18 protein-coding genes, 1 tRNA gene and 2 pseudogenes are annotated in these 21,339 nt (G+C 65.6%); 7 read left to right on the top strand and 14 right to left on the bottom strand.

Going from position 1 to position 21,339, the window contains the following annotated elements; genetic code table 11:
- The 3 genes and pseudogenes from AC1AZA_RS10710 to AC1AZA_RS10700 form a co-directional block, all read left to right on the top strand.
- Positions 1-128 (top strand): annotated as a pseudogene (locus AC1AZA_RS10710) (IS30 family transposase); the annotation flags it as partial.
- Between the two features lie 166 nt (positions 129-294).
- On the top strand, positions 295-2,322 hold the full coding sequence (locus tag AC1AZA_RS10705) for an AMP-dependent synthetase/ligase (protein WP_476514642.1): 2,028 nt from the start codon (positions 295-297) through the stop codon (positions 2,320-2,322).
- Between the two features lie 61 nt (positions 2,323-2,383).
- Positions 2,384-3,484, top strand: coding sequence for a type IV toxin-antitoxin system AbiEi family antitoxin domain-containing protein (locus AC1AZA_RS10700; RefSeq protein WP_476514640.1), 1,101 nt, complete (start codon positions 2,384-2,386; stop codon positions 3,482-3,484).
- Positions 3,485-3,628: 144 nt separating this feature from the next.
- Here the strand turns inward: AC1AZA_RS10700 and era are convergent, their stop codons facing one another.
- The 6 genes from era to AC1AZA_RS10670 all read right to left on the bottom strand — a co-directional run bounded on the left by era (position 3,629) and on the right by AC1AZA_RS10670 (position 9,102).
- Positions 3,629-4,591: a GTPase Era gene (era, locus tag AC1AZA_RS10695; RefSeq protein ID WP_476514639.1), complete on the bottom strand. Its 963-nt coding sequence runs from the start codon at positions 4,589-4,591 to the stop codon at positions 3,629-3,631.
- Positions 4,581-6,014 (bottom strand): hemolysin family protein, encoded by a 1,434-nt coding sequence (locus tag AC1AZA_RS10690; protein WP_476514638.1) that lies wholly within the window; start codon positions 6,012-6,014, stop codon positions 4,581-4,583. Before AC1AZA_RS10690 ends, era begins: the two co-directional genes overlap by 11 nt.
- A gap of 131 nt (positions 6,015-6,145) precedes the next feature.
- Positions 6,146-6,670 carry an rRNA maturation RNase YbeY gene (gene ybeY / locus AC1AZA_RS10685; protein WP_476514637.1) on the bottom strand — a complete coding sequence of 175 codons (525 nt, stop codon included), beginning with the start codon at positions 6,668-6,670 and terminating at the stop codon, positions 6,146-6,148.
- Positions 6,667-7,902: a PhoH family protein gene (locus AC1AZA_RS10680; protein ID WP_476514636.1), complete on the bottom strand. Its 1,236-nt coding sequence runs from the start codon at positions 7,900-7,902 to the stop codon at positions 6,667-6,669. The genes ybeY and AC1AZA_RS10680 overlap by 4 nt, the downstream gene beginning before the upstream one ends.
- 8 nt (positions 7,903-7,910) lie before the next feature.
- Positions 7,911-8,249, bottom strand: coding sequence for a histidine triad nucleotide-binding protein (locus AC1AZA_RS10675; protein WP_476514635.1), 339 nt, complete (start codon positions 8,247-8,249; stop codon positions 7,911-7,913).
- Positions 8,250-8,307: 58 nt separating this feature from the next.
- Complete coding sequence (locus tag AC1AZA_RS10670; RefSeq protein WP_476514634.1) at positions 8,308-9,102, bottom strand: 16S rRNA (uracil(1498)-N(3))-methyltransferase; 795 nt, start codon at positions 9,100-9,102, stop codon at positions 8,308-8,310.
- Positions 9,103-9,207: 105 nt separating this feature from the next.
- Between AC1AZA_RS10670 and AC1AZA_RS10665 the strand changes: the two genes are divergently transcribed.
- The 3 genes from AC1AZA_RS10665 (at position 9,208) to glgC (ending at position 11,621) form a co-directional block, all read left to right on the top strand.
- Positions 9,208-9,296 (top strand) — tRNA-Leu (locus tag AC1AZA_RS10665).
- Between the two features lie 77 nt (positions 9,297-9,373).
- A complete protein-coding gene (locus AC1AZA_RS10660; RefSeq protein ID WP_476514633.1) occupies positions 9,374-10,240 on the top strand; it encodes a TrmH family RNA methyltransferase in 867 nt (288 codons plus the stop codon).
- Between the two features lie 136 nt (positions 10,241-10,376).
- Positions 10,377-11,621 carry a glucose-1-phosphate adenylyltransferase gene (gene glgC, locus AC1AZA_RS10655; protein WP_476514632.1) on the top strand — a complete coding sequence of 415 codons (1,245 nt, stop codon included), beginning with the start codon at positions 10,377-10,379 and terminating at the stop codon, positions 11,619-11,621.
- 117 nt (positions 11,622-11,738) lie between these two features.
- On the opposite strand, the gene AC1AZA_RS10650 is transcribed toward glgC, so the two are convergent.
- From AC1AZA_RS10650 to AC1AZA_RS10620, 7 genes are all read right to left on the bottom strand, one after another.
- Complete coding sequence (locus AC1AZA_RS10650; RefSeq protein WP_476514631.1) at positions 11,739-12,338, bottom strand: metal-sulfur cluster assembly factor; 600 nt, start codon at positions 12,336-12,338, stop codon at positions 11,739-11,741.
- Positions 12,339-12,420: 82 nt separating this feature from the next.
- Complete coding sequence (gene sufU, locus AC1AZA_RS10645; RefSeq protein ID WP_476514630.1) at positions 12,421-12,978, bottom strand: Fe-S cluster assembly sulfur transfer protein SufU; 558 nt, start codon at positions 12,976-12,978, stop codon at positions 12,421-12,423.
- 32 nt (positions 12,979-13,010) lie between these two features.
- A complete protein-coding gene (locus tag AC1AZA_RS10640; protein WP_476514629.1) occupies positions 13,011-14,285 on the bottom strand; it encodes a cysteine desulfurase in 1,275 nt (424 codons plus the stop codon).
- Positions 14,286-14,354: 69 nt separating this feature from the next.
- Positions 14,355-15,134, bottom strand: coding sequence for a Fe-S cluster assembly ATPase SufC (gene sufC, locus AC1AZA_RS10635; protein ID WP_476514628.1), 780 nt, complete (start codon positions 15,132-15,134; stop codon positions 14,355-14,357).
- Positions 15,135-15,149: 15 nt separating this feature from the next.
- The gene (gene sufD, locus AC1AZA_RS10630) at positions 15,150-16,373 is read right to left on the bottom strand and encodes a Fe-S cluster assembly protein SufD (RefSeq protein ID WP_476514627.1); all 1,224 of its coding nucleotides are present in this window, start codon (positions 16,371-16,373) and stop codon (positions 15,150-15,152) included.
- Between the two features lie 3 nt (positions 16,374-16,376).
- Positions 16,377-17,831, bottom strand: coding sequence for a Fe-S cluster assembly protein SufB (gene sufB / locus AC1AZA_RS10625; RefSeq protein WP_476514641.1), 1,455 nt, complete (start codon positions 17,829-17,831; stop codon positions 16,377-16,379).
- 267 nt (positions 17,832-18,098) lie between these two features.
- Positions 18,099-19,757 (bottom strand): CTP synthase, encoded by a 1,659-nt coding sequence (locus tag AC1AZA_RS10620; RefSeq protein WP_476514626.1) that lies wholly within the window; start codon positions 19,755-19,757, stop codon positions 18,099-18,101.
- Positions 19,758-19,973: 216 nt separating this feature from the next.
- Here AC1AZA_RS10620 and AC1AZA_RS10615 point away from each other — a divergent pair, with 216 nt between their 5' ends.
- The gene (locus AC1AZA_RS10615) at positions 19,974-20,927 is read left to right on the top strand and encodes a hypothetical protein (protein WP_476514625.1); all 954 of its coding nucleotides are present in this window, start codon (positions 19,974-19,976) and stop codon (positions 20,925-20,927) included.
- Between the two features lie 284 nt (positions 20,928-21,211).
- On the opposite strand, the pseudogene AC1AZA_RS10610 reads toward AC1AZA_RS10615, so the two are convergent.
- Positions 21,212-21,339: pseudogene (locus tag AC1AZA_RS10610) on the bottom strand (IS30 family transposase); the annotation flags it as partial.

Here is a 21,339-nt window from a genome sequence, read left to right as displayed (position 1 = left end):
AGGAGATCAACGACACCCCGCTGAAAGTCCTGGGCTGGGAAACGCCCAACGAGGTTTGGTACCGCGAGCTCGGCAAGGTACTGTCAAGGACAAGCCACCCGAAGACGGGCGTTGCACTTACAAATTGAATCCGGGCCGCCGCCCCGCCCTACCTACGGTTGCGTAAGGTGACGAGCCGGGCGCGAACGACTACACTTTCCAGCAGTGTGAGTGTGCCGCAGCCGCGGCGCGCCGCAGTGCAGGGGCATACGTCCGTCCGACAGGCGTGAAGGAGATCGATCAGTCGTGTCAATTATGAATTCGCTCAGGGAACAGGCCGCCGAGCTCGCCCGCAGGGCGCTCAATCTGGAAGGCGACTTCGCCCACCCCGTGAGCGACGACTCCGGGGACCAGCCGGACTACGTTGCCGATGCGAACGCCCTGGAACGCGCGGAGGGCATCACGCTGCCCCACACCGACGAATGGGGCCCCGGCTACCCGACGAAGACGTTCATCGACCCCGTCACCAACCTGCTGACCACCGAAACCGCCGGCAACCCGCCGCTGGACGACCACACCACGATTTACAGCATCTACAAGGACCGCGCCGAACGCATGGGCGACGACCCGCTCTACACGTTCAAGGTGGGCGACGAGTGGGTTACCAAGACCGCCAACGAGTTCCTCGCCGAGGCGCGCCGCGTGGCCAAGGGTCTCCTGCACTACGGACTCAAGAAGGGCGACGGCGTGGCGTTCATGTGCCGCACCTCCTACGAATGGGACCTCACCGACTGCGCGGTCATGGCATGCGGCGGCGTGCTCGCCACGATCTACGACACCGACTCGGCCGAGCAGATCCGCAACATCGTGAACAACTCCGACGCCCGTCTGCTCATCGTGCAGGACACGGTCATGCGCGACAAGGCCAACGGGGCGATCGAGGCGTGCCCGTCGCTCGAACACGTCGTCTGCATCGAGACAGGCGGGCTCGAGGAGATCGCGGCATACGGTGACTCGGTGAGCGACGAGGAGCTCGACGCGCGCATCGACTCCCTGCGCAAGACCGACCTGTGCTCGATCATCTACACTTCCGGCTCCACCTCCGCCCCCAAGGGCGTGGAGATGACCCACGAGAACTACTGCACGGACGCGTTCAACCTGCGCGACTACATGCCGGACCTCCTCAAGGACAGGAAGGGGTCCATCCTCCTGTTCCTGCCGCAGGCCCACACGTTCGCCCGCGCCATCAACTACATCGTGGTGGCCACGAACATGCGCATCTACATCGCCACCGGCATCAAGACGCTGCTCGCGGACCTGCAGGTGGCCCGGCCGACCGTGATGATCGTCGTGCCCCGCGTGCTCGAGAAGGTGTACAACGCCGCCTCGCAGAAGGCCGGTCACGGTCCCAAGGGCGTGGCGTTCGCCGCCGCCGTCGTCGCCGCCCAGGACTACATGGCGGAGATCAGCGAGAAGGGCAAGGCCAGTGTGGTGGCCAAGGCCAAGCGCGCGGCCTTCGACCCGGTCGTCTACCAATCGCTGCGTCAGGCGCTCGGCGGACGCGCCAAGTGGATCGTCTGCGGCGGAGCCCCGCTCGATCCGGAGCTCATGGCCTTCTTCCGCGGCGCCAACATTCCGGTCTACGAGGGCTACGGACTGACGGAAACCACCGCCCCGTGCGCGTTCAACCCGGTGGGCGTACCCTACCATCAGGGTTCCGTGGGCATCGCCTTCCCCGGATTCAAGGTGCGCATCGGCGAGGACGGCGAGATTCAGGTGGGCGGCCCGATCGTCTTCCACCGCTACCACAAGAACGAGGAGGCCACCGAGACCGCGTTCACGCCGGACGGCTGGCACGCCACCGGCGATCTGGGCCGGCTCGACGAGGACGGCTTCCTGTACATCACCGGCCGCAAGAAGGACCTCATCATCACCGCCGGCGGCAAGAACGTGTCCCCCGGGCCCATCGAGGAGGTCATCCAGCGCTGCGAGATCGTCTCCCAGACGCTGGTGCTCGGCGACAAGCGCCCGTTCATTTCCGCGCTCATCACGCTGGACGAGGAGACGCTGCGTCCGTGGCTTGAGGCCAAGGGTCTCGACCGCAACATGCCCATGGCCGAGGCCGCGACGAATGCCGCCGTGCGCGCCGAGGTGCAGAAGTACGTGGACATGGCGAACGAGGGCGTGTCCCGCGCCGAATCCGTGCGCAAGTTCATCATTCTGCCCGAGGAGTTCACGCAGGAGAACGGTCTGATGACCGCCTCCCTGAAGGTGATCCGTCCCAAGGTGATCGCCCGCTACACGCAGCTGCTCAACACGCAGATGTACACCAAGCGCAAGTAAGGCGGCGGTAGCCTCCGCTTCCTGATTCTGGAATTGGCTGCGATTCGAGACACGAAACAGGTTGATTCTGTCTCAAATCGCAGCCAATTTTGCAACAGACCCTCCATATGGGTACTGTGAATATGGGTTCGAGGGATGCCCGCAAACGGAAGGCGGACTCTCCATGCCCGAAATTGAATCCATTGAGGCACTGTACCGTCAGTCGCGCCAGCAACGTCGCTGCATCACGCCGCCGGACGCCGCATCACGGCGGACTTTGGCCAGACGCGTACTTCAGGGCGTGGTCGTCCGCCCATTGAACGGATTGTATGCGGAGCGCGCGTACTGGCAGACGCTGACGCCCAACGATCAAGCATTGCACGTCATACGCGCACTGGCCGTACTGCATCCCGACTGGATCTTCGCCGGCCCTTCGGCTGCGTTGCTCCACGGGTTGGATTGCCCCTATGCACTCTCAGGAACGATATATCGCGCCGTTACACGCACGAGGCGTACCATTTGCCAGAACGGCATTGCATGCATTCCCCTGCACAATCACGATTGCTCTGCAGTGCAGCGGATCGATGGCATCCGGGTAACGTCCGTGGAGACCACCGTCTACGATTGCGCGTCCATGTTCCGAGCCTGTTTCGCCATGGAATTCGCGGATTCCGCACTGCGTCTGGGCAAAGCGGACATGGCGTCGATGCAGACGTACGCACAGGAACGCCGCCATGACCGAAATTGGCGGAAAGCCGCACAGCTCATCGCACTGGCGAACGGACTGAGCGAAAACGGCGGCGAATCGCGTTGCCGCGGCGCACTTCACGAATGCGGTGCCGCCATGCCGCAACTGCAGGTCAGCGTCCCCTGCCTGAACGACCCGAGGGCAACACATCGGATCGATATGGTCTGGCCCCGGCCCGACGGCAGCGCAGTGGGATGCGAATTCGATGGCACCGGCAAATACGTCGATCCAGCAATGACCGGCACTCGCGACATCCGTCAGGTGGTGAGCGAGGAGCGCGAACGTCAACGTTGTCTTGAACGCCGGGGAATCGACATCTTTCGACTCAATTACGGGCAGCTGGACGAGCTCGGGGAAATCCGCCGACTGCTGCACACGTATCGCGTGCCGACGGATGAGGGCATCATGCGCAATCTCGGTGCATGGTCGCTCTGAGAATTGGTGGCGGTTTGAGACCCAGCAGCGCGGATTTGTGTCTCAAACCGCCACCGCGTTCAACAACGGATGCTGGTTGAGACACGAAACAGGCTGTTTCTGTCTCAACCCGCAGCCAATTCCGGCAGGAACGGAGGCGAAAGGCTAGAAGCCGAGCCGCTCGAGCTGCTTGGGATCGGACTGCCACCCCTTGGCCACCTTGACGTGCAGGTCGAGCTTGGCCTTGCAGCCCACGATGCGGTTGACCGGCGTACGCAACCGCTTCTTGACGGCCACGAGGTTGGACGCCCCACGCCCGATGATGATGGGCTTCTGCGAGTCGCGCTCCACGTAGATGGACACGCTCACCAGCGCCTTGCCGTCGTACGCCGCGCCGGTTTCATTGTCCTGCGGGTAGTCGATGGAGTCCACCACCACGGCGAGCGAATGCGGCAGCTCGTCGTCCAGGGTTTCCAGGAAGGCCCCGCGGATGAGCTCGGCGATGGTGTCCGCCGGGCGTTCCTCGCTGACCTGATCGTCCGGGTACATCTGCGGGCCTTCGGGCGTGTGCTCGATGAGCACGTTGCGCACCTCGGCGAGGTTGTCGTCCTTGAGGGCGCTGACGGGCACGATGTCCGTGAAGTCGGCGAATTCGTTGACTTCGATGAGCTTGTTGACCAGCTCGTCGCGGCTCAGCGTATCGATCTTGGTGACGATGGCCACCAGCGGGATGCGCCACTTCCACGTGCCGTCCTCGTTCTTGGAAGCGAAGTCGGAGCGCAGACGGGACAGGATGCGCTTGTCGCCCGGGCCGATCTTCTGGTCGCCGGGCAGCAGGAAGGCCACCTCGTCCACTTCGGACAGGGATTCGTCCACCACGTCGTTGAGGCGCTGGCCGAGCAGGGTGCGCGGGCGGTGGATGCCCGGCGTGTCCACGAGCACGAGCTGGGCGTGGTCGGTGGTGAGGATGCCGCGGATGGCCTTGCGCGTGGTCTCGGGACGGGAGGAGGCGATGGCGATCTGCGTGCCGATGAGCGCGTTGATGAGCGTGGACTTGCCCACGTTAGGCCGTCCCACCACGGCCACGAAGCCGGAACGGTACGGAATGGGGGTCGGGTCAGCGCTCATGGTTCTCCTTCGCATGGTCGGTATTCGGCTCGGTGCCGCCGTCATCGTCGTGCCGGGCTTCGCGCCCGGTGCCGGAATCCTCATTCAACCCGGCGGGCTCGACGAGGATGGTGGATACCTTCTTGCGCCGGCCGGCCGAATCGACGGCGGTGAGCCTGAGCCCTCGGGTCACGGCGGAGGCACCGACGATCGGCACGCGGCCGAGCGCCTTGGTGAGCAGGCCGTAGACGGTGTCCACGTCGTCCTCGTCCATGTCGATCTCGAACATCTCCTCGAGGTCGGCGATGGGCGTGCGCGCGGGCAGCTTCCACTTGCGGTCGCCCACCTTGACGGGCTCGGCGTGCTGGGTGCGGTCGTGCTCGTCCTCGAGTTCGCCCACGATCTGCTCGATGGTGTCCTCGATGGTGACCAGACCCGCGATGCCGCCGTATTCGTCCACGACGATCGCCACGTGCTGACGCTGCTTCTGCATCTGGTGGAACAGGTCGTCCACCGGCTTGGATTCGGGCACGAGCAGGGGATCGCGCACGATGGAATCGACGGTGCGGGTGAGCGCGGACGGGTTGAACGCCGTGGCGCGCACCGCGTCCTTGAGGTAGGCGATGCCGATGAGGTCGTCCACGTCCTCGCCGATGACCGGCACGCGAGAGAATCCGGAGCGCGAGCACAGCTTGAGCATGGAGGCGAGCGTCTGGTCCTTCTCGATGCAGATCATGTCCGTGCGCGGCACCATGATCTCGCGGGTCAGCGTCTCCGACAGGGTGAGCACGTTGCGCAGCATCTCGGAGACCTCGGGATCCACCTCGCGGCTTTCCACGAGCCGGTCGATCGTCGCACGGCTCTGCTCGCGCTGGAGCTTCTCGAGCTCCTCGTCGTCGGAGAGCTCGGCCTCGCGCGCCGCGCGCTTGCTGGCGGCCTGGGATCCGATGCGGGCGAACGGGGTGAGCGCCACGGCGATGCCGACGATGCGGTGGTGGCGCAGCATGGCGTCCAGCGGCTTGAAGGATCCGCTCATGCGCGGGCGCAGCAGCACGGACACCACGCCCACGACGAGCGCGAACACGAAGCCGACGAGCACCTCGGCCCACAGCGGCGCCCCCAGCAGCGCGGCGATGCAGGAGACGAGCACGCCGTCCATCACGTTGCACACGATACGGAAGAACGCGCACGACCCGGCCGTGGCCAGCCGGTCCACGATGTAGCGCTGCACCCGGTGGATCGCCTCGATGCGCTTCATGCGGTTGAACTGCGAGAGCTCTGGATCGGTCTGCACCTCGAGCATGAGGTTGTTGAGGCTGGCCCGCGTCACGCGCGAGACGGCCCCCTCGGCCGATGCCATGGACAGGGACAGCCACACCAGCAGCGCGGCGACGACCGCCAGCGCGATGATCAGGGACAGGAACGATGGGTCTAGGTCTATCAAGAGGTTCGTCAACTCCCAGAGGTTGCGGGGATTTGGTCCGCGGGTTTCGGTGTTCGTATTCAGTTGTCGGCGGTGGTCATCAGGCCCGCTCGGTGTGCGGGCGCGCGGACGATCGTCCGTTGCCCTACAGGTTAGCGGCCGCTCTTGTCATATTGCGCCATGAGGTCCTCGCTGCCGGCGGGCAGCAGGGCCTGGGGCAGCGGGCCGGAGCGCAGGGCGAGGAAGGTGAGCAGGAGCTGGCGCTGCAGGCCGAACATCTGCCGTTCCTGCTCTTCGGTGACGTGGTCGTAGCCAAGCAGATGGAGGATGCCGTGGATGGTGAGCAGCAGCATTTCCTCCATGGCGGAGTGTCCGGCTGCCGCGGCCTGCTGGGCGGCCACGTACGGGCAGATGACGATGTCTCCGAGCACGCCTTCCATGACGGTCTTGCCGTCGCCGGGACGCAGCTCGTCCATCGGGAAGCTCATCACGTCGGTGGGTCCCTCCAGACTCATCCAGCGCATGTGCAGCTCGGCGATCGGTTCCGGATCGGTGAACATGATGGTCAGGTCCGACTGGGTGCTCACCCGCATCTGGTCCATGACCCATACGCCCAGATCGGAGAAGGTCTTGGGATCGATGCTCCAGACGGTCTCGTTGGTCACGTCAACGCTCATCGGCGTTCTTCCTCCCGTTCCTTGCGCTGGTTGCCGTTGTTGTCGCCGTCGTCACGCCGGGCCGCCTGCCGGGTCCGTCTGCCGCGGCTCGCTTCGCGGGTGTGGTCCCCGTCGATGGCCGCGTGCCGGTCGTACGCCTCCACGATCTGCCCGACGAGCTTGTGACGCACCACGTCCGAGGCGTCAAGATGCGCGAACGCAATGTCGTCGATGCCCCCGAGGATGCCCTCGATGGTGGCCAGACCGGACCGGGTGACGGTGAGGTCCACCTGGGAGACGTCGCCGGTGATGACCATCTTGGTGTTGAAGCCGAGACGGGTGAGGAACATCTTCATCTGCTGCTCGGTGGTGTTCTGCGCCTCGTCGAGAATCACGAACGCGTCGTTGAGCGTACGGCCGCGCATGTAGGCGAGTGGGGCGACCTCGATGGTGCCGTCGTCCATGTACCGGCGCAGCTGGTCGGCACCGAGCATGTCGGACAGGGCGTCGTAGAGCGGGCGCAGGTACGGGTCCACCTTCTCGTTGAGCGTACCGGGCAGGAAGCCCAGATTCTCGCCCGCCTCCACGGCCGGACGCGTGAGGATGATGCGCCGGATGCGCCGGTCCTGGAACGCGGCGACCGCCTTGGCCACGGCGAGGTACGTCTTGCCGGTGCCGGCGGGGCCGATCGCGAACGTGATGGTGTGGGATTCGACCGCGTTGAGGTAGGCGACCTGACCGGCGGTCTTGGCGCGCACGGGCACGCCGAGCGCGTAGGTGATCACGCCGGGCACGCGGGGCTTGCGACGGTCGTCGCCGTGCGGGGCGGATACGTCCGCGTCAGCCTGAGTGCGGGCGCCCGCATGGCGGTCACGGCCGGCCGGCGGCTCCCCCACGGTATGGAACCGCGGTCCGCGCGCCCGCCCGTCATGTCCGCCGCGCGCCGGGGCGTCGGGACGCATGTGCTGGTCGTTGCGCAAGGCGTTCCTGTCGAGCATGCGCCGGACCGTGTCGGCGTCCATGGGCGCGTCGTAGGCGGCGCCGATGATCGTCTCGATCACGTCCTCTGCCTGGGAGGCCTGCGCCTCAGTGGCCTTGGAATGGCTCATGATGGCGATGCGGTTGCCCCGCACGATGATGGTCAGGTCGGGGAATGCGCGCTCCACCTCGCGGATCACCTGATCCACCGGGCCGAGCACGGCCACCGGGTCGAGTTCCGGCGGCAGGGTGATGGTGCGTGTCGTCGTGGCCACGAATCGCCTTACTCGTCGAGCGTTTCGCCGGTGAGCACGTGGGCGTGCACGTGGAAGACGGTCTGGCCGGCGTCGAGGCCGGTGTTGAAGACCAGTCGGAACGAGCCGTTGTACTTGCTCTTCGCGATGGACTGGGCCACCTCGGCGATGTGCGCCAGCTCGGCCGGGTCCGCCTCGGCGAGTTCCGCCACGTTCGCGTAGTGCTGCTTGGGAACCACGAGCACGTGGACCTTCGCCTTGGGGTTGATGTCGTTGAACGCATAGGTGGTGTCGTCCTCGTACACCTTGGCGCTCGGGATCTCCCCTGCGATGATCTTGCAGAACAGGCAGTCGTTGGCTTCGCTCATGACGCTCCTTCGATGATGGACATGATTCTGTCGCTTCGCTTCCATGCTAGGCCGAGGGCTAGAAACGTCCCAGCGTGCGCGAGAGCAGGGACAGCGCCACCGGTCCGGCCGTGGCCGCCCTGAGGATGTTGCGCCCGAGCACGCACGTCAGGGCGCCGGCGGCCTTGAACGCGGCCACCTCGTCGTCGCCGATGCCGCCCTCCGGCCCGACGACCACATACACGTTGCGCGGCCGGCCGTCGGACAGGCACCGGTCCGTGAGGTCCCGCACGGCCCGTTCCACCCCGTCCCAGGTTTCGTTGGCGTCCTGATGGAGCACCACGACCACGTCCCCGTGCACGCACGCCCTGCGGCAGATCGCCACCACGCCCTTGCTGTTCACGCAGTCGGCCAGTTCGGGCCGCCATGCGCGCCGGGACTGCTCGGTGGCGGCGTCGATCACCGCACTCCATTTGCGGTCGGTGCGGCCGGCCTTCCACTTGACGATCGAACGGTCCGCCTGCCAGGGGATCACCTCGTCCGCGCCGATCTGCGTGGCGGCGTCGACGGCCTCCTCGTCGCGCCCCTGCTTGGCGAGCGCCTGCACCAGCGAGAGCCGGGTGACAGGTCGGGGCTCCCGGCCCACGGAGGTGACGTGCACCGCGCCGGCCTGGGCATCGTCCACCACCGCGCCGAGCCGGAGGCCTTGCCCGTCGGACAGCTGCAGCTCCTCCCCCACGCCGATGCGCATGGATTTCAGGGCGTGACGGCGCACGCCCTCGGGCAGGGTGATCGTCCAGCCGGTATGGAGTTCGTCGGCATTCACCGGCACGCCCTCGGCCGCCGGATCGAAGAGAAACAGGGGATTCGTCATGGTCCCAAGGCTACACGGCACCCGTTCCGTCCCAACGCGACACGCCGTAAATTGCACTCATGTGATTCCGTGCTAATCTTTCATTTCGTTGTCCAAACGACACCTGCCCGGGTGGCGGAATGGTAGACGCGCTAGCTTGAGGTGCTAGTGGTTATTTTTTAACGACCGTACGGGTTCAAGTCCCGTCTCGGGCACAGATAAGACCCTTGGTTTTCCAAGGGTCTTTTTGTTTTTCGGCACGCGCGGGTTGGCATCACGCAAGGAGGGCGGCATGCGCTTCATCACCATCGACTCGATCGACGACCCCCGCGTCGCCGCCTATACGAATCTCACCGAGATCCAGCTGCGCAACCGCCTCGAACCGGCCAAGGGCCTGTTCATCGCCGAATCCCCCAAGGTCATCGACCGCGCCCTCGCCGCCGGCAGAGAGCCGATCTCACTGCTCGTGGAGGAACCGTGGATCCACGGCATGGCCGGCGAATTCGCGTTCATCGACGAGCATTGGGGACCGGACGTGCCCGTGTACGTCGCCACTCCGGAGCAGCTCAAGGGGCTGACCGGCTACCGGCTGCACCGCGGCGCGCTGAGCGCCATGCGCCGCTGGCCGCTGCCGAGCGTGGAGGACGTGTGCGCCGGGGCCTCGCGCGTGGCCGTGATGGAGAACATCGTGGACCATACCAACGTGGGCGCGCTCATGCGCTCCGCTGCCGCGCTGGACGTGGACGCCGTGCTGGTGACGCCCTCCTGCGGCGACCCCCTCTACCGCCGTGCCGCCCGCGTCTCGATGGGCACGGTGTTCCAGGTGCCGTGGACGCGCATCGGCGACGACGTGCATGCCTGGCCGGTCGGCGGACTGGAGCGCCTGCGCACGCTCGGCTTCGTCACCGTGGCCATGGCCCTGACGGACGACTCGATCTCCATGGATGAGCTGGTGCGCCGTCTGAACAACGGGCAAACGGAAAGCGATCACATCGAAAAGCTTGCGTTAATTTTCGGAACCGAAGGCGACGGTTTATCCCGCCGTACCATAGCGAACGCGGATCTGACGGTCAAGATTCCCATGAGCCATGACGTGGACAGCCTGAACGTGGCCGCATCCAGCGCCGTGGCCTTCTGGGCGACACGCCGAAAAGCATAAGACACACGGTTTCGCTCCTCGGTCAATCATCCATGCAATGATGAATGAGACAGCACACCGATGCGATGATGCGCCGGCGTGTGACCGTGACCATATCGCGCAAGCGATGCACAACTGAATCAAAGGAAGGTGTCTGATGGCGAAGAATCCGAAAGTTCTGTCCATCGTTCTGGCCGGCGGCGAGGGGACGCGTCTGATGCCGCTGACCCGCGACCGCGCGAAGCCGGCCGTGCCGTTCGGCGGCGTATTCCGTCTGGTGGACTTTCCGCTGAGCAATCTGGTGAACTCGGGCTATCAGCACATCATCGTGCTGACGCAGTACAAGTCCCATTCGCTGGACCGTCACATCTCGCAGGTCTGGCGTTTCTCTCCGCTGCTGGGTAACTACGTCTCCCCCGTGCCGGCGCAGCAGCGCCTCGGCAAGCACTGGTACCTCGGCTCCGCGGACGCCATCTACCAGACCATCAACATCATCGAGGACGTCCAGCCGGACATCGTGGTGATCGTGGGCGCCGACCACGTCTACCGCATGGACTTCGAGCAGATGGTGCAGGCCCACATCGACTCCGGCGCCGAGTTCACCGTGGCCGGTATCCGCCAGCCCATCGAGGCGTCCAAGTCCTTCGGCGTGATCGAGGTCGATCCGGACCACCCGAACATGATCAAGGACTTCCACGAGAAGCCCGAGCACACCGTGGGCCTGCCGGATGACCCGAATTCCATCCTCGCCTCCATGGGCAACTACGTGGCCAACACGGACGCGCTGTTCGACGCCCTGGCCAAGGATGAGAAGGCGCAGGACACCAAGCACGACATGGGCGGCGACATCGCCCCGTACTTCGCGGCCCGCCACGAGGCCGGCGTGTACGACTTCACCACGAACGAAGTCCCGGGCGCCACGGCCACCGATCACGCCTACTGGCGCGACGTGGGTACCATCAAGCAGTTCTACGACGCGCACATGGACCTCATCGCCTACGTGCCGGAGTTCAACCTGTACAACTTCGACTGGCCGATCTACACCATGTCCGGCAACCTGCCGCCGGCCAAGTTCGTGCACGCCGGCCGCGACCGTCTGGGCCATGCCACCGACTCGATCGTCTCCCCGGGCGTGATCGTCTCCGGCGGCGAGGTGCACCACTCGGTGCTCTCCCCCAACGTGCGCATCCACTCGTGGTCGCAGATCGTGGATTCCGTGCTGTTCGACAACGTGACGATCAACCGTCGCGCCCGCGTGTACAAGGCGATTCTGGACAAGAACGTCGTGCTCACCGAGAACTCGACCGTCGGCATCGACACCGAGCATGACATCGAGCGCGGCTTCACGGTCACGCCGGAAGGCATCACCGTGGTGCCCAAGGGCACGATCGTCGAGGACTGACGGCACCCGTCCGCAACGAAACCGGACGCCCGGAAAACAGGAGGAGGGCCATCCCGCAGTGGGGTGGCCCTCCTCCTTGCTTTGCGATGCGTGCGATGCGAACGGCATCGCGGCGGTTCACTGCTGGTAGGGCATGGCGTCGAAGTTGAAGCCCAGCGCGGCGAGCTGCTCGCGGCCTTCCGGCGTGATCTTGGCCATGGTCCAGCGCGGCGTCCATGTCCAGTCGATGCGGAATTCCTCCACGAGGCCGGCCAGCACGCTGGCGCATTCGTCCTCGATGAGGTCGGTGAGCGGGCAGGCGGGCGTGGTCAGGGTCATGGTGATGATGGCGCGGCCGAGCTCGTCGATCTCGATGCCGTACACCAGACCGAGGTCGATCACGTCGATGCCGAGCTCCGGGTCGATGACCTGATGCAGGGCCTCCTTGACGTCCTGCGCGGTGGCGCGGCCGATGTCGTCCACGGCCTTGAGCGGGATGTCCGGGTCGGATTCGTCCTGCTGGCAGCCGCACTTGCCATGATCGCCGCCGCAGCCGCAGGCATGGTCGCCGGACTGCTCCGCCTTGGCCTCGGCCTGGGGCGCAGGGTGTCCGCCGGGGAAACCGGCCGCAAGGCTGGGGTTGGCCATCACTCGGCGGGACGCCTCCTCGTCCTTGAGGACGCCGTTGACCGCATCGAACACGGATGGGGTGGGTTCTGGTACCAGATTGTCGTTCATTGTTGCTCCAGTCGATTCAACGTCTCTATCAGATTACCTGCCGGGCGGGGCCTGCCGTGCGCACGGCAGGCGCATGCATCGGTCAGACCGTCGCCGTCTGGGAGGCAAGGGCCTTGGCGACCGAGTCACGCATGCCCTCCCAGCCAAGCAGCGCGCATTTAATGCGCATCGGGTACTTGGACACGCCCTGGAACACCACGGCATCGCCGAGCCGTTCCTCCTTGGCGTCGTCGTTCAGTCCCCTGCCGCGCGATTCCATGAGTTCGTGGAAGTCACGGAACAGGTCCATGGCCTCGTCCACGGTCTTGCCGTCCACCAGGTCAACCATCACGGACAGGCTGGCCTGGGAGATGGAGCAGCCGTGGCCGTCCCACACCAAGCGCTTGATGGTGCGGGGCTCGGAGTCGGAGACCTCCACGTGCACGGTCGCCTCATCGCCGCACGTGGGGTTGAACTGGTGGGATTCGCCCGGCGTGCAGTATTCGTGGCTGGCACGGATCACCGTGTCCGCCGCGGCGGAACCCTCGACGGCGGCGTCCGGCGCGAACCGTTCCCTGCCGTGCGGGTCGCGCGCCGCCTCCAGAATGACCTCCTGATACATCTGTTCGAGGTCGTCCCCGCTCATGCCGAAATCGCTCATGCTTTCCTTTCCTCGTCGATCATGCTCGTCCGTCAGGCCACGCCGAAAAACCTGCGAACGCCCTTGGCCGCCTCGATGAGCGCCTGCGCGTCCCCGACGGTGTTGTACACGCCGGTGGAGGCGCGGTTGGAGGCGTACAGGCCGAAGTGGCGGTGCACCGGCTGCGCGCAGTGGTGGCCCACGCGGATGGCGATGCCCTGAGCGTCGATGTACTGGCCCACGTCGTGCGGGTGCACGCCGGCCACGTCGAAGGCGACGGTGCCGATGCGGTCCACGTTCTCACGGGGGCCGAGGATGCGGAAGCCGTCCAGATCTCCCAGCTTGAGCAACTCCGCGGCGATCGTGCGCTCATGCGCCTCGACGTTCTCCATGCCGATGCCCATGAGCCAGTCGGCGGCCACGCCCGCTGCCACCACCTGCGCGACCGGCTGCGTGCCGGCCTCGAAGCGTGCCGGCGGAGCCATGTACTGCGCGGGCTGGTCCATCCACGCGAGCTCGACCATGGAGCCGCCGAAGCTCGCCGGCGGCAGGGCTTCGAGCATCTCGCGCCTGCCGTACAGGAAGCCCACGCCGGTGGGACCGTACATCTTATGCGCGCTCCATGCGGCGAAGTCCACGTCGAGGGCGTGGAAGTCGATCTTCAGGTGCGGCACGGACTGGCATGCATCGAGTACGAACACGGCCCCCACCTCGTGGGCGCGGCGGATGATGGGGGCGATGTCGGTGATCGCGCCGGTCACGTTGGCCACGTGGGTGACGGCCACCACCTTGGTGCGTTCGGTGATGACCTCGTCGGCCGTATCGGTGCGGATGCGGCCGTCCTCCGTCAGGTCGAACCACTTGAGCGTGGCGCCGGTGCGGTATGCGAGCTCCTGGAACGGCAGGAGCACGGAATGGTGCTCGGCCTTGGAGACGACGATCTCGTCGCCGGGCTTCAGGGCGAAGCGCTTGGCGGCCTGTCCTCCACGGCCCAGCGAAGCGTTGCCGAACGCGGTGGCCAGCAGGTTGAGGCCCGCGGTGGCGCCTCCCGTGACGACGATCTCCTCCTCGCCTTCCTCCGCGTTCGCACCGACGAGACGGGCTACCTTGGCACGCGCCTGCTCGAACGCCTCGGTGCTGCGCGCGGCGAGCTCGTGGGCGCCGCGGTGCACACCGGCGTTGATGGTGCGGTAGAAGTCCGCCTCCGCGTCGATCACGCACTGCGGCTTCTGCGAGGTGGCCGCCGAATCCAGATACACCAGCGGGTGACCATGAACCTGCTGATCCAGAATCGGGAACTGCGCCCGAATCTCATCGAAATTCACCATATCAATCCCCTTTGCGCTTCATCCGACATTTCGTAGTCGCCGCTTGCGAATCGTCTGTCCTTGGAGCCGTTACGCCAGCGCCGACTCCGAATCGGAACCTTCCGGCAGGTACTGGTCGTAGCCGTGCTCCTCCAGCTCGTCCGCCAGCTCCGGGCCGCCGGTCTTGACGAAGTGGCCGTCGGCGAACACGTGGACGATGTCCGGCTTGATGTACTTGAGGATGCGCGTGTAGTGCGTGACCATGAGGATGCCGAAGTCGTTGGCCTCCTTGGCGCGGTTGACGCCTTCGGACACGATGCGCAGGGCGTCCACGTCAAGGCCGGAGTCGGTCTCGTCGAGGATGGCGAACTTGGGCTTGAGCAGTTCGAGCTGCAGCACCTCGGCGCGCTTCTTCTCGCCGCCGGAGAAGCCTTCGTTCACGGAACGGGTGGCGAACTTCGGGTCCATCTTGAGGCGCTTCATCGCCTCGGTGAGCTCCTTGGTCCACGTGCGGATGGACGGGGCCTTGCCGTCCACCTCGGTCTTGGCGGTGCGCAGGAAGTTCGTCATGGACACGCCCGGCACCTCCACCGGGTACTGCATGGCGAGGAACAGGCCTTCCTTGGCGCGCTCGTCGGGCGTCTGGTTGAGGATGTTCACGCCGTCGAGCAGCACTTCGCCGCCGTCGACGATGTACTTGGGGTGGCCGGCCAGCGTGTAGGCGAGCGTGGACTTGCCGGATCCGTTGGGGCCCATGATGGCGTGCGTTTCGCCGGAATGGACCGTCAGGTTCACGCCCTTGAGGATCTCCTTGATGCCCTCCTTGGTTTCGACGTGGGCGCGGAGGTCCTTGATTTCGAGTGTTGCCATTGTGGAATGCTCCTTTTACTTGTCTTCGAGGACCTGCGCCATGGCGTCGCTTTCGCCACGGGCCAGTCGGCGGTCGATCACGGTCATGAGATGCTCGGAGATGGCGGGGATGCCGATCTCCTCGACGAGTTCACCGAAGAAGCCGCGCACCACGAGCTTGCGGGCCTCGGCCTCCGGAATGCCACGGGATTCGAGGTAGAACAGCTCCTCGTCGTCGAAGCGGCCCACGGAGGAGGCATGGCCGGCGCCGATGATGTTGCCGTTCTCGATCTCGAGGTTCGGCTCGGAGTCAGCGATGGCGCCCGGGGTGAGCACCAGATTGCGGTTGAGTTCGTACGAGTCGGTGCCGGGAGCGGTCGGCTCGATCAGCGCGTTGCCCACCCACGTGGAGTGGGCGCCCTTGCCGTCGAGCGCACCCTTGTAGACCACGCGGGACTTGCAGTCGGGATGGTTGTGGACGACCATCGTGCGGTGCTCGATGTGCTCGCCCGGGTCCACGAAGTAGATGCCGAGCATGTTGAGCTCGCCCTGTTCGCCGCCGAAGTCCTGATCCATGCGGATGCGCACCACGTCGCCGCCGAGCGTGACGACGGAATGGCGCAGCGAAGCGCCTTCGCCCACGTGGATGCGATGGTTGCCCACGTGCTTGGCGTCCTTGTTCCACTCCTGGATGGACGTGACGGACACGTGGCTGTCACGTCCGGTGACGATCTCCACGCCCTCGGCCAGACGCGCGGTGCCGTCGTGCTCGATGACCACGTCCGCATGCGTCTTGTCCGCGGCGGAGATCACCAGATGCAACGCGTCCAGATCCGCTCCGGCCCCGTGCACCTTGACGAGCACGGGCGCGGCGATCTCCCCGGACAGTTCGACGACGGTGGCCTGGGCTCCGGAGTTCCATTCGACGGCGGAGACGCGGTCGTTCGGCTTGGAGACGGTGCCGGAGGGAGCCTCGCCCATGTCGACGCGGCGCACGGTGACGCCTTCGGCCGGGGCGGAGCCGTCGATCATGGTGACGGAGACCTCGGTCTCGCCGCTCGGGGCGAACACGTCGAAGAATTCATCGATGCGATCCAGCGGCGTGTAGCGCCACTCGTCCTGGGTCTTCGCCGGCACGGGGAACGCGGCCACGTCGAAGGAGCGCGGCGCACGGTCGGCGCTCGACGGCATGGCCGCCGGCACCGCGTACGGATCGTTCGGATCCGCCACCGGAATGTTGATTTCCTTGTTGTCCGCCATGGATCAGCCCACCGATCCTTCCATCTGCAGTTCGACCAAACGGTTCAATTCGAGCGCGTACTCCATCGGCAGCTCGCGCGAGATCGGCTCGACGAAGCCGCGCACGATCATGCCCATGGCCTCCTCCTCGGTGAGCCCTCGGCTCATGAGGTAGAACAGCTGATCCTCGGAGACCTTGGACACCGTGGCCTCGTGGGCCATGGAGACGTCGTCCTCGCGCACGTCCACGTGCGGGTACGTATCGGAACGGGAGAAATCGTCCACGAGCAGCGCGTCGCACACCGTGGAGTTGGACGAGCCGTACGCGCCCTTGACGATCTTCACGAGACCGCGGTATGCGGAACGGCCGCCGCCGCGGGAGATCGACTTGGCGACGATCGTGGAGCTGGTGTGCGGGGCGAGGTGGATCATCTTCGCGCCCGTGTCCTGGTACTGCCCCTTGCCGGCGAAGCCGAGGGACATGGTGCTGGCTTTCGCGTACGGCTCGGCGAGGATGCAGGCCGGGTACTTCATGGTGGCCTTGGAGCCGATGTTGCCGTCGACCCACTCCATGGTGCCGCCCTCGCGCACATAGGCGCGCTGGGTGACGAGGTTGTACACGTTGTTCGACCAGTTCTGCACGGTGGTGTAGCGCACGCGGGCGTGCTTGCCCACGATGATCTCCACGATGGCCGCGTGCAACGAGTCGGTGGAGTAGATCGGGGCGGTGCAGCCCTCCACGTAGTGCACGTAGGAGCCTTCGTCCGCGATGATCAGCGTGCGTTCGAACTGGCCCATGTTCGGCGTGTTGATGCGGAAGTACGCCTGCAGCGGGATGTCCACGTGCACGCCCTTCGGCACGTAGACGAACGAGCCGCCGGACCATGCCGCGGTGTTGAGGGCGCCGAACTTGTTGTCCTCCGGAGAGACGACGGTGCCGAAGTACTTGCGCACCAGATCCGGGTATTCGCGCACGGCCGTGTCCGTGTCCACGAAGATCACGCCCTGCTTGGCCAGATCGTCCTGAATGGAGTTGTAGATCACCTCGGACTCGTACTGCGCGGCCACGCCGGAGACGAGGCGCTTCTTCTCCGCCTCGGGGATGCCGAGCCTGTCGTACGTCTTTCGGATGTCGTCGGGCAGGTCCTCCCAGTTCTTGGCCTGCTTGTCCACGGGCTTCACGTAGTACTTGAAGTCGTCGGCGTTGAAGCCGGACAGATCCACGCCCCACGAGGGCATGGGCTTGTCGAGGAAGGCCCGGTAGCCACGCAGGCGCATGTCGAGCATCCACTGCGGTTCGTGCTTGTCGGCGCTGATGGCGCGCACGACGTTCTCGTCGATGCCCTTCTTGGCGGCCTCACCGGCGGCATCGGAATCGTGCCAGCCGTAGTTGTAGTCGCCGAACTGCTGGATGATCTCGTCATCCTTCTTGATCTTTTCCTCGTTGACGCGGGAACGGTCGGCCACGTACTGGCTCATCTCCACGTCCGACGCGGCGTTTGGCGTTGTTTCGTCACTCACCTGCGTTTTGCCTCCAGTTTCTTTTCACGGTCCTACGCAAACCTAACAGAACGCCTCGCCCGGCGCCACCGATCACGCCGCATATTGCCGAGGGCAAACCGTCGCGCGGTCGCATTGTGACGAACATAACAGAGCTCCCTCCCACGTTGCGGTCGCATTCGGGGAGGGAGCGGATGACCCGGGGCGTTCGCCCGGGGTGCGTTGCCGGGCGTATCCGGCGACGGATCAGCGGGCGGACTGATGGTCCAGTGCCGCCTTGACCAGACCGGCGAACAGCGGATGCGGCTTGGTCGGACGGGACTTGAACTCCGGGTGCGCCTGAGTGCCCACGTAGAACGGGTGCACGTCCTGCGGCAGCTCGACGAACTCGGTGAGCTCGCCGTCCGGGCTCTGGCCGGAGATCTTCAGGCCCGCCTCACGCAGGCGGTCCTTGTACGCCACGTTGACCTCGTAGCGGTGGCGGTGACGCTCGGTGACGTGCGTGGTGCCGTACAGGTCCGCCACGAGCGAGCCCTCCTCGAGCTCGGCCGGGTAGGAGCCCAGACGCATGGTATGGCCCATGTCGCCCTTGCCGGCCACGATCTCCTTCTGCTCCTCCATGGTGGCGATGACCGGGTTGGCGCAGTCCGGCTCGAACTCGGAGGAGTTCGCATCCTCGAGCTCCAGCACGTGGCGCGCATACTCGATGACCATGCACTGCAGGCCCAGGCACAGGCCGAGCGCGGGCAGACCGTGCTCGCGGGCGTACTTCAGGGCGCCGATCTTGCCGTCCACGCCACGGATGCCGAAGCCGCCGGGGACCACGATGCCGTCGATCCGGTCGAGCGCCGCGGCGGCACCCTCCTCGGTCTCGCACGTATCCGCCTTGACCCACTTGACGTTAACCTTCGCCCAGTTGGCGAAGCCGCCGGCCTTGATGGCCTCGGTGACGGACAGGTAGGCGTCCGGCAGGTCGATGTACTTGCCCACGATCGCCACGTTCACCTCGTGCTTGGGGTGGTGGACGCGTTCGAGCAGATCGGCCCACTCGTCCCAATCCACGTCGTGGAAGGGCAGGCCGAGCTCGCGCACCACGTACGCGTCGAGGCCCTCGTTGAACAGGATGCGCGGCACGTCGTAGATGCTCGGGGCGTCCACGCAGTTGACCACGCCCTCCTCGTCCACATCGCACATCAGGGAGATCTTGTCCTTGATGGCCTTGTTGAGCGGGCGGTCGGAACGCAGCACCAGGGCGTCCGGCGTGATGCCGAGCTGGCGCAGCATCATGACCGAGTGCTGGGTGGGCTTGGTCTTCAGCTCATGCGCGGCGGAGATGTACGGCACGAGGGAGACATGCACGAACATGCAGTTCTCGCTGCCCAGATCGCGGCGCACCTCGCGGGCGGCCTCGAGGAACGGCTGGGATTCGATGTCGCCGACCGTGCCGCCGATCTCGGTGATGATCACGTCCACGTCGTCGCCGGCCTGGGCACGCATACGGGACTTGATCTCGTTGGTAATGTGCGGGATCACCTGCACGCACTGGCCGAGGTACTCGCCGGCGCGCTCCTTGCGCAGCACGGACTGGTAGATCTGACCGGTGGTGACGTTGGCCTTCTGGGAAAGGAAGACGTCGAGGAAGCGCTCGTAGTGGCCGATGTCCAGATCGGTCTCGGCGCCGTCCTCGGTCACGTAGACCTCGCCGTGCTGGAAGGGGTTCATAGTGCCCGGATCGACGTTGATGTAGGGATCGAGCTTCTGCTGCAGGACGCGAATGCCGCGGCTGCGCAGGAGTCGGCCGAGGGAGGATGCGGTCAGTCCCTTGCCCAGGGACGACACCACGCCGCCGGTGACGAAAATGTGCTTGGTGACGTGTTCTTGCGAATTTCCATGTTGTCTTGCCATGGAACTTCAGCCTATCATCCGCGCATGACCCGGCGTGTTTCCGCAGGGGCCCGTCCGTCGATGCCCCGATCTCCATCCACGTTCGTGCACGGCGCCGCGGCGCATCCACCGCCGACCGTCGAGACACGCCCGGGATGCGCCCAGCGGGGGGGCACGTCCGTGCACAGGGCCCCGTCCGGCTGGCGTTCCGTGCCCGTTCCCGCCTACCTTGTTGCCATGCGCACTCATCCGCGAATCGAACGGCTGCTGGACGACGCCCAGTCCGCACGGCGCTGCGCGGTCGGCCCCACGCCGGCCGATCGTCAGGGCCTTGCACTGCGCGCCCGGAAAGGCCTGCTCGTCATGCCCTATCCCGGCGTCTACGCACGCAGGGAGTATTGGGATGCGATCGATCCGCTCGAGCAAACGCGGCACGTGGCCCGTGCCCTGGCGCTGCTCCATCCTCGTTGGACCTTCGCCGGACTGACCGCCGCCACCGTTCTGGGCTACGACCATTCCTACGCCCTCCACGACGGCACCATCGACATCGCCAGCGGCAGACCAGGGCAGCCCGGCGACTGCGCGCGTCTCAACCGCCTGTACATGCGGGACGTTCCCACGGTGACGTCGGACGGACTGCGGGTGACCGAACCGGTCCGTACGCTGATCGACTGCGCGCTCGGCCACTCCTTCGTGCAGGCGCTCCCGATCTTCGACGCCGCGGCACGGGGAGGCGTCGACGTCTCCCGGACGCTCAGCCGTTGCACTGAGCTGAAGCTCGATACCGGAGGCGTCCGCCCCCTGTGCAGCTACACCAATCCGCTCAGCGAGAACGGCGGCGAATCGACCGTCCGGGCACTCATCATCGTCAACGGGTTTCTCGTGCCGCAGGTGCAGCGTCCGTTCCGCAACCCGGACAATCCGAATGCCCCGTACCGTGCCGACCTTGCGTGGGAACTGTCCGGGGGAAGGCTGATCGTCATGGAATACGACGGCATGGAGAAGTACGTCATGCAGCGGGGTGCGGGGCGGCGTACCATTCAGGCCGCCGTGCATGCCGAGCGCCGGCGAGAGGACCATCTTCGCGCGCAGGGCGTCACGGCAATCGTGCGATGCGAGTACGAGGACGTGCTGCATCCCGAGCGGCTAGTGGCCAAGCTCATCGAGGTGGGCATACCGCGCAACGCCTGACCGGACGCGTGACGGAATGCTCGCGATGCCCGTCTTGCCGCAGCCGCTTCGCACCTCCCGTCTCGCCGAGGTTTGGCCCCCTGAACCGTCCTTCCCGTGAGCCGATCCCCGGTTCCATCTTCCCGGGTTTTCCTCTCCGGTGTCTGGTTTCCGGGTTTGCCTCCCCGAGTTCGCCTCCCCCGGGGCTGTCCTTCTGCGAGCCGATCCCCGGTTCCATCTTCCCCGGGTTCCATCTCCCGCGCCAATTGTAGATCATTGTTGTAACACCGTTACAAATCCCGGATTCAATTTGTAAGTGCAACGCCCGTCTTCGGGTGGCTTGTCCTTGACAGTACCTTGCCGAGCTCGCGGTACCAAACCTCGTTGGGCGTTTCCCAGCCCAGGACTTTCAGCGGGGTGTCGTTGATCTCCT

The sequence above is a fragment of the Bifidobacterium sp. LH_389 genome (assembly GCF_056357235.1).
Note: the sequence above shows the minus strand (reverse complement) of the source record. Positions and strands in the feature narration are given on the sequence as shown.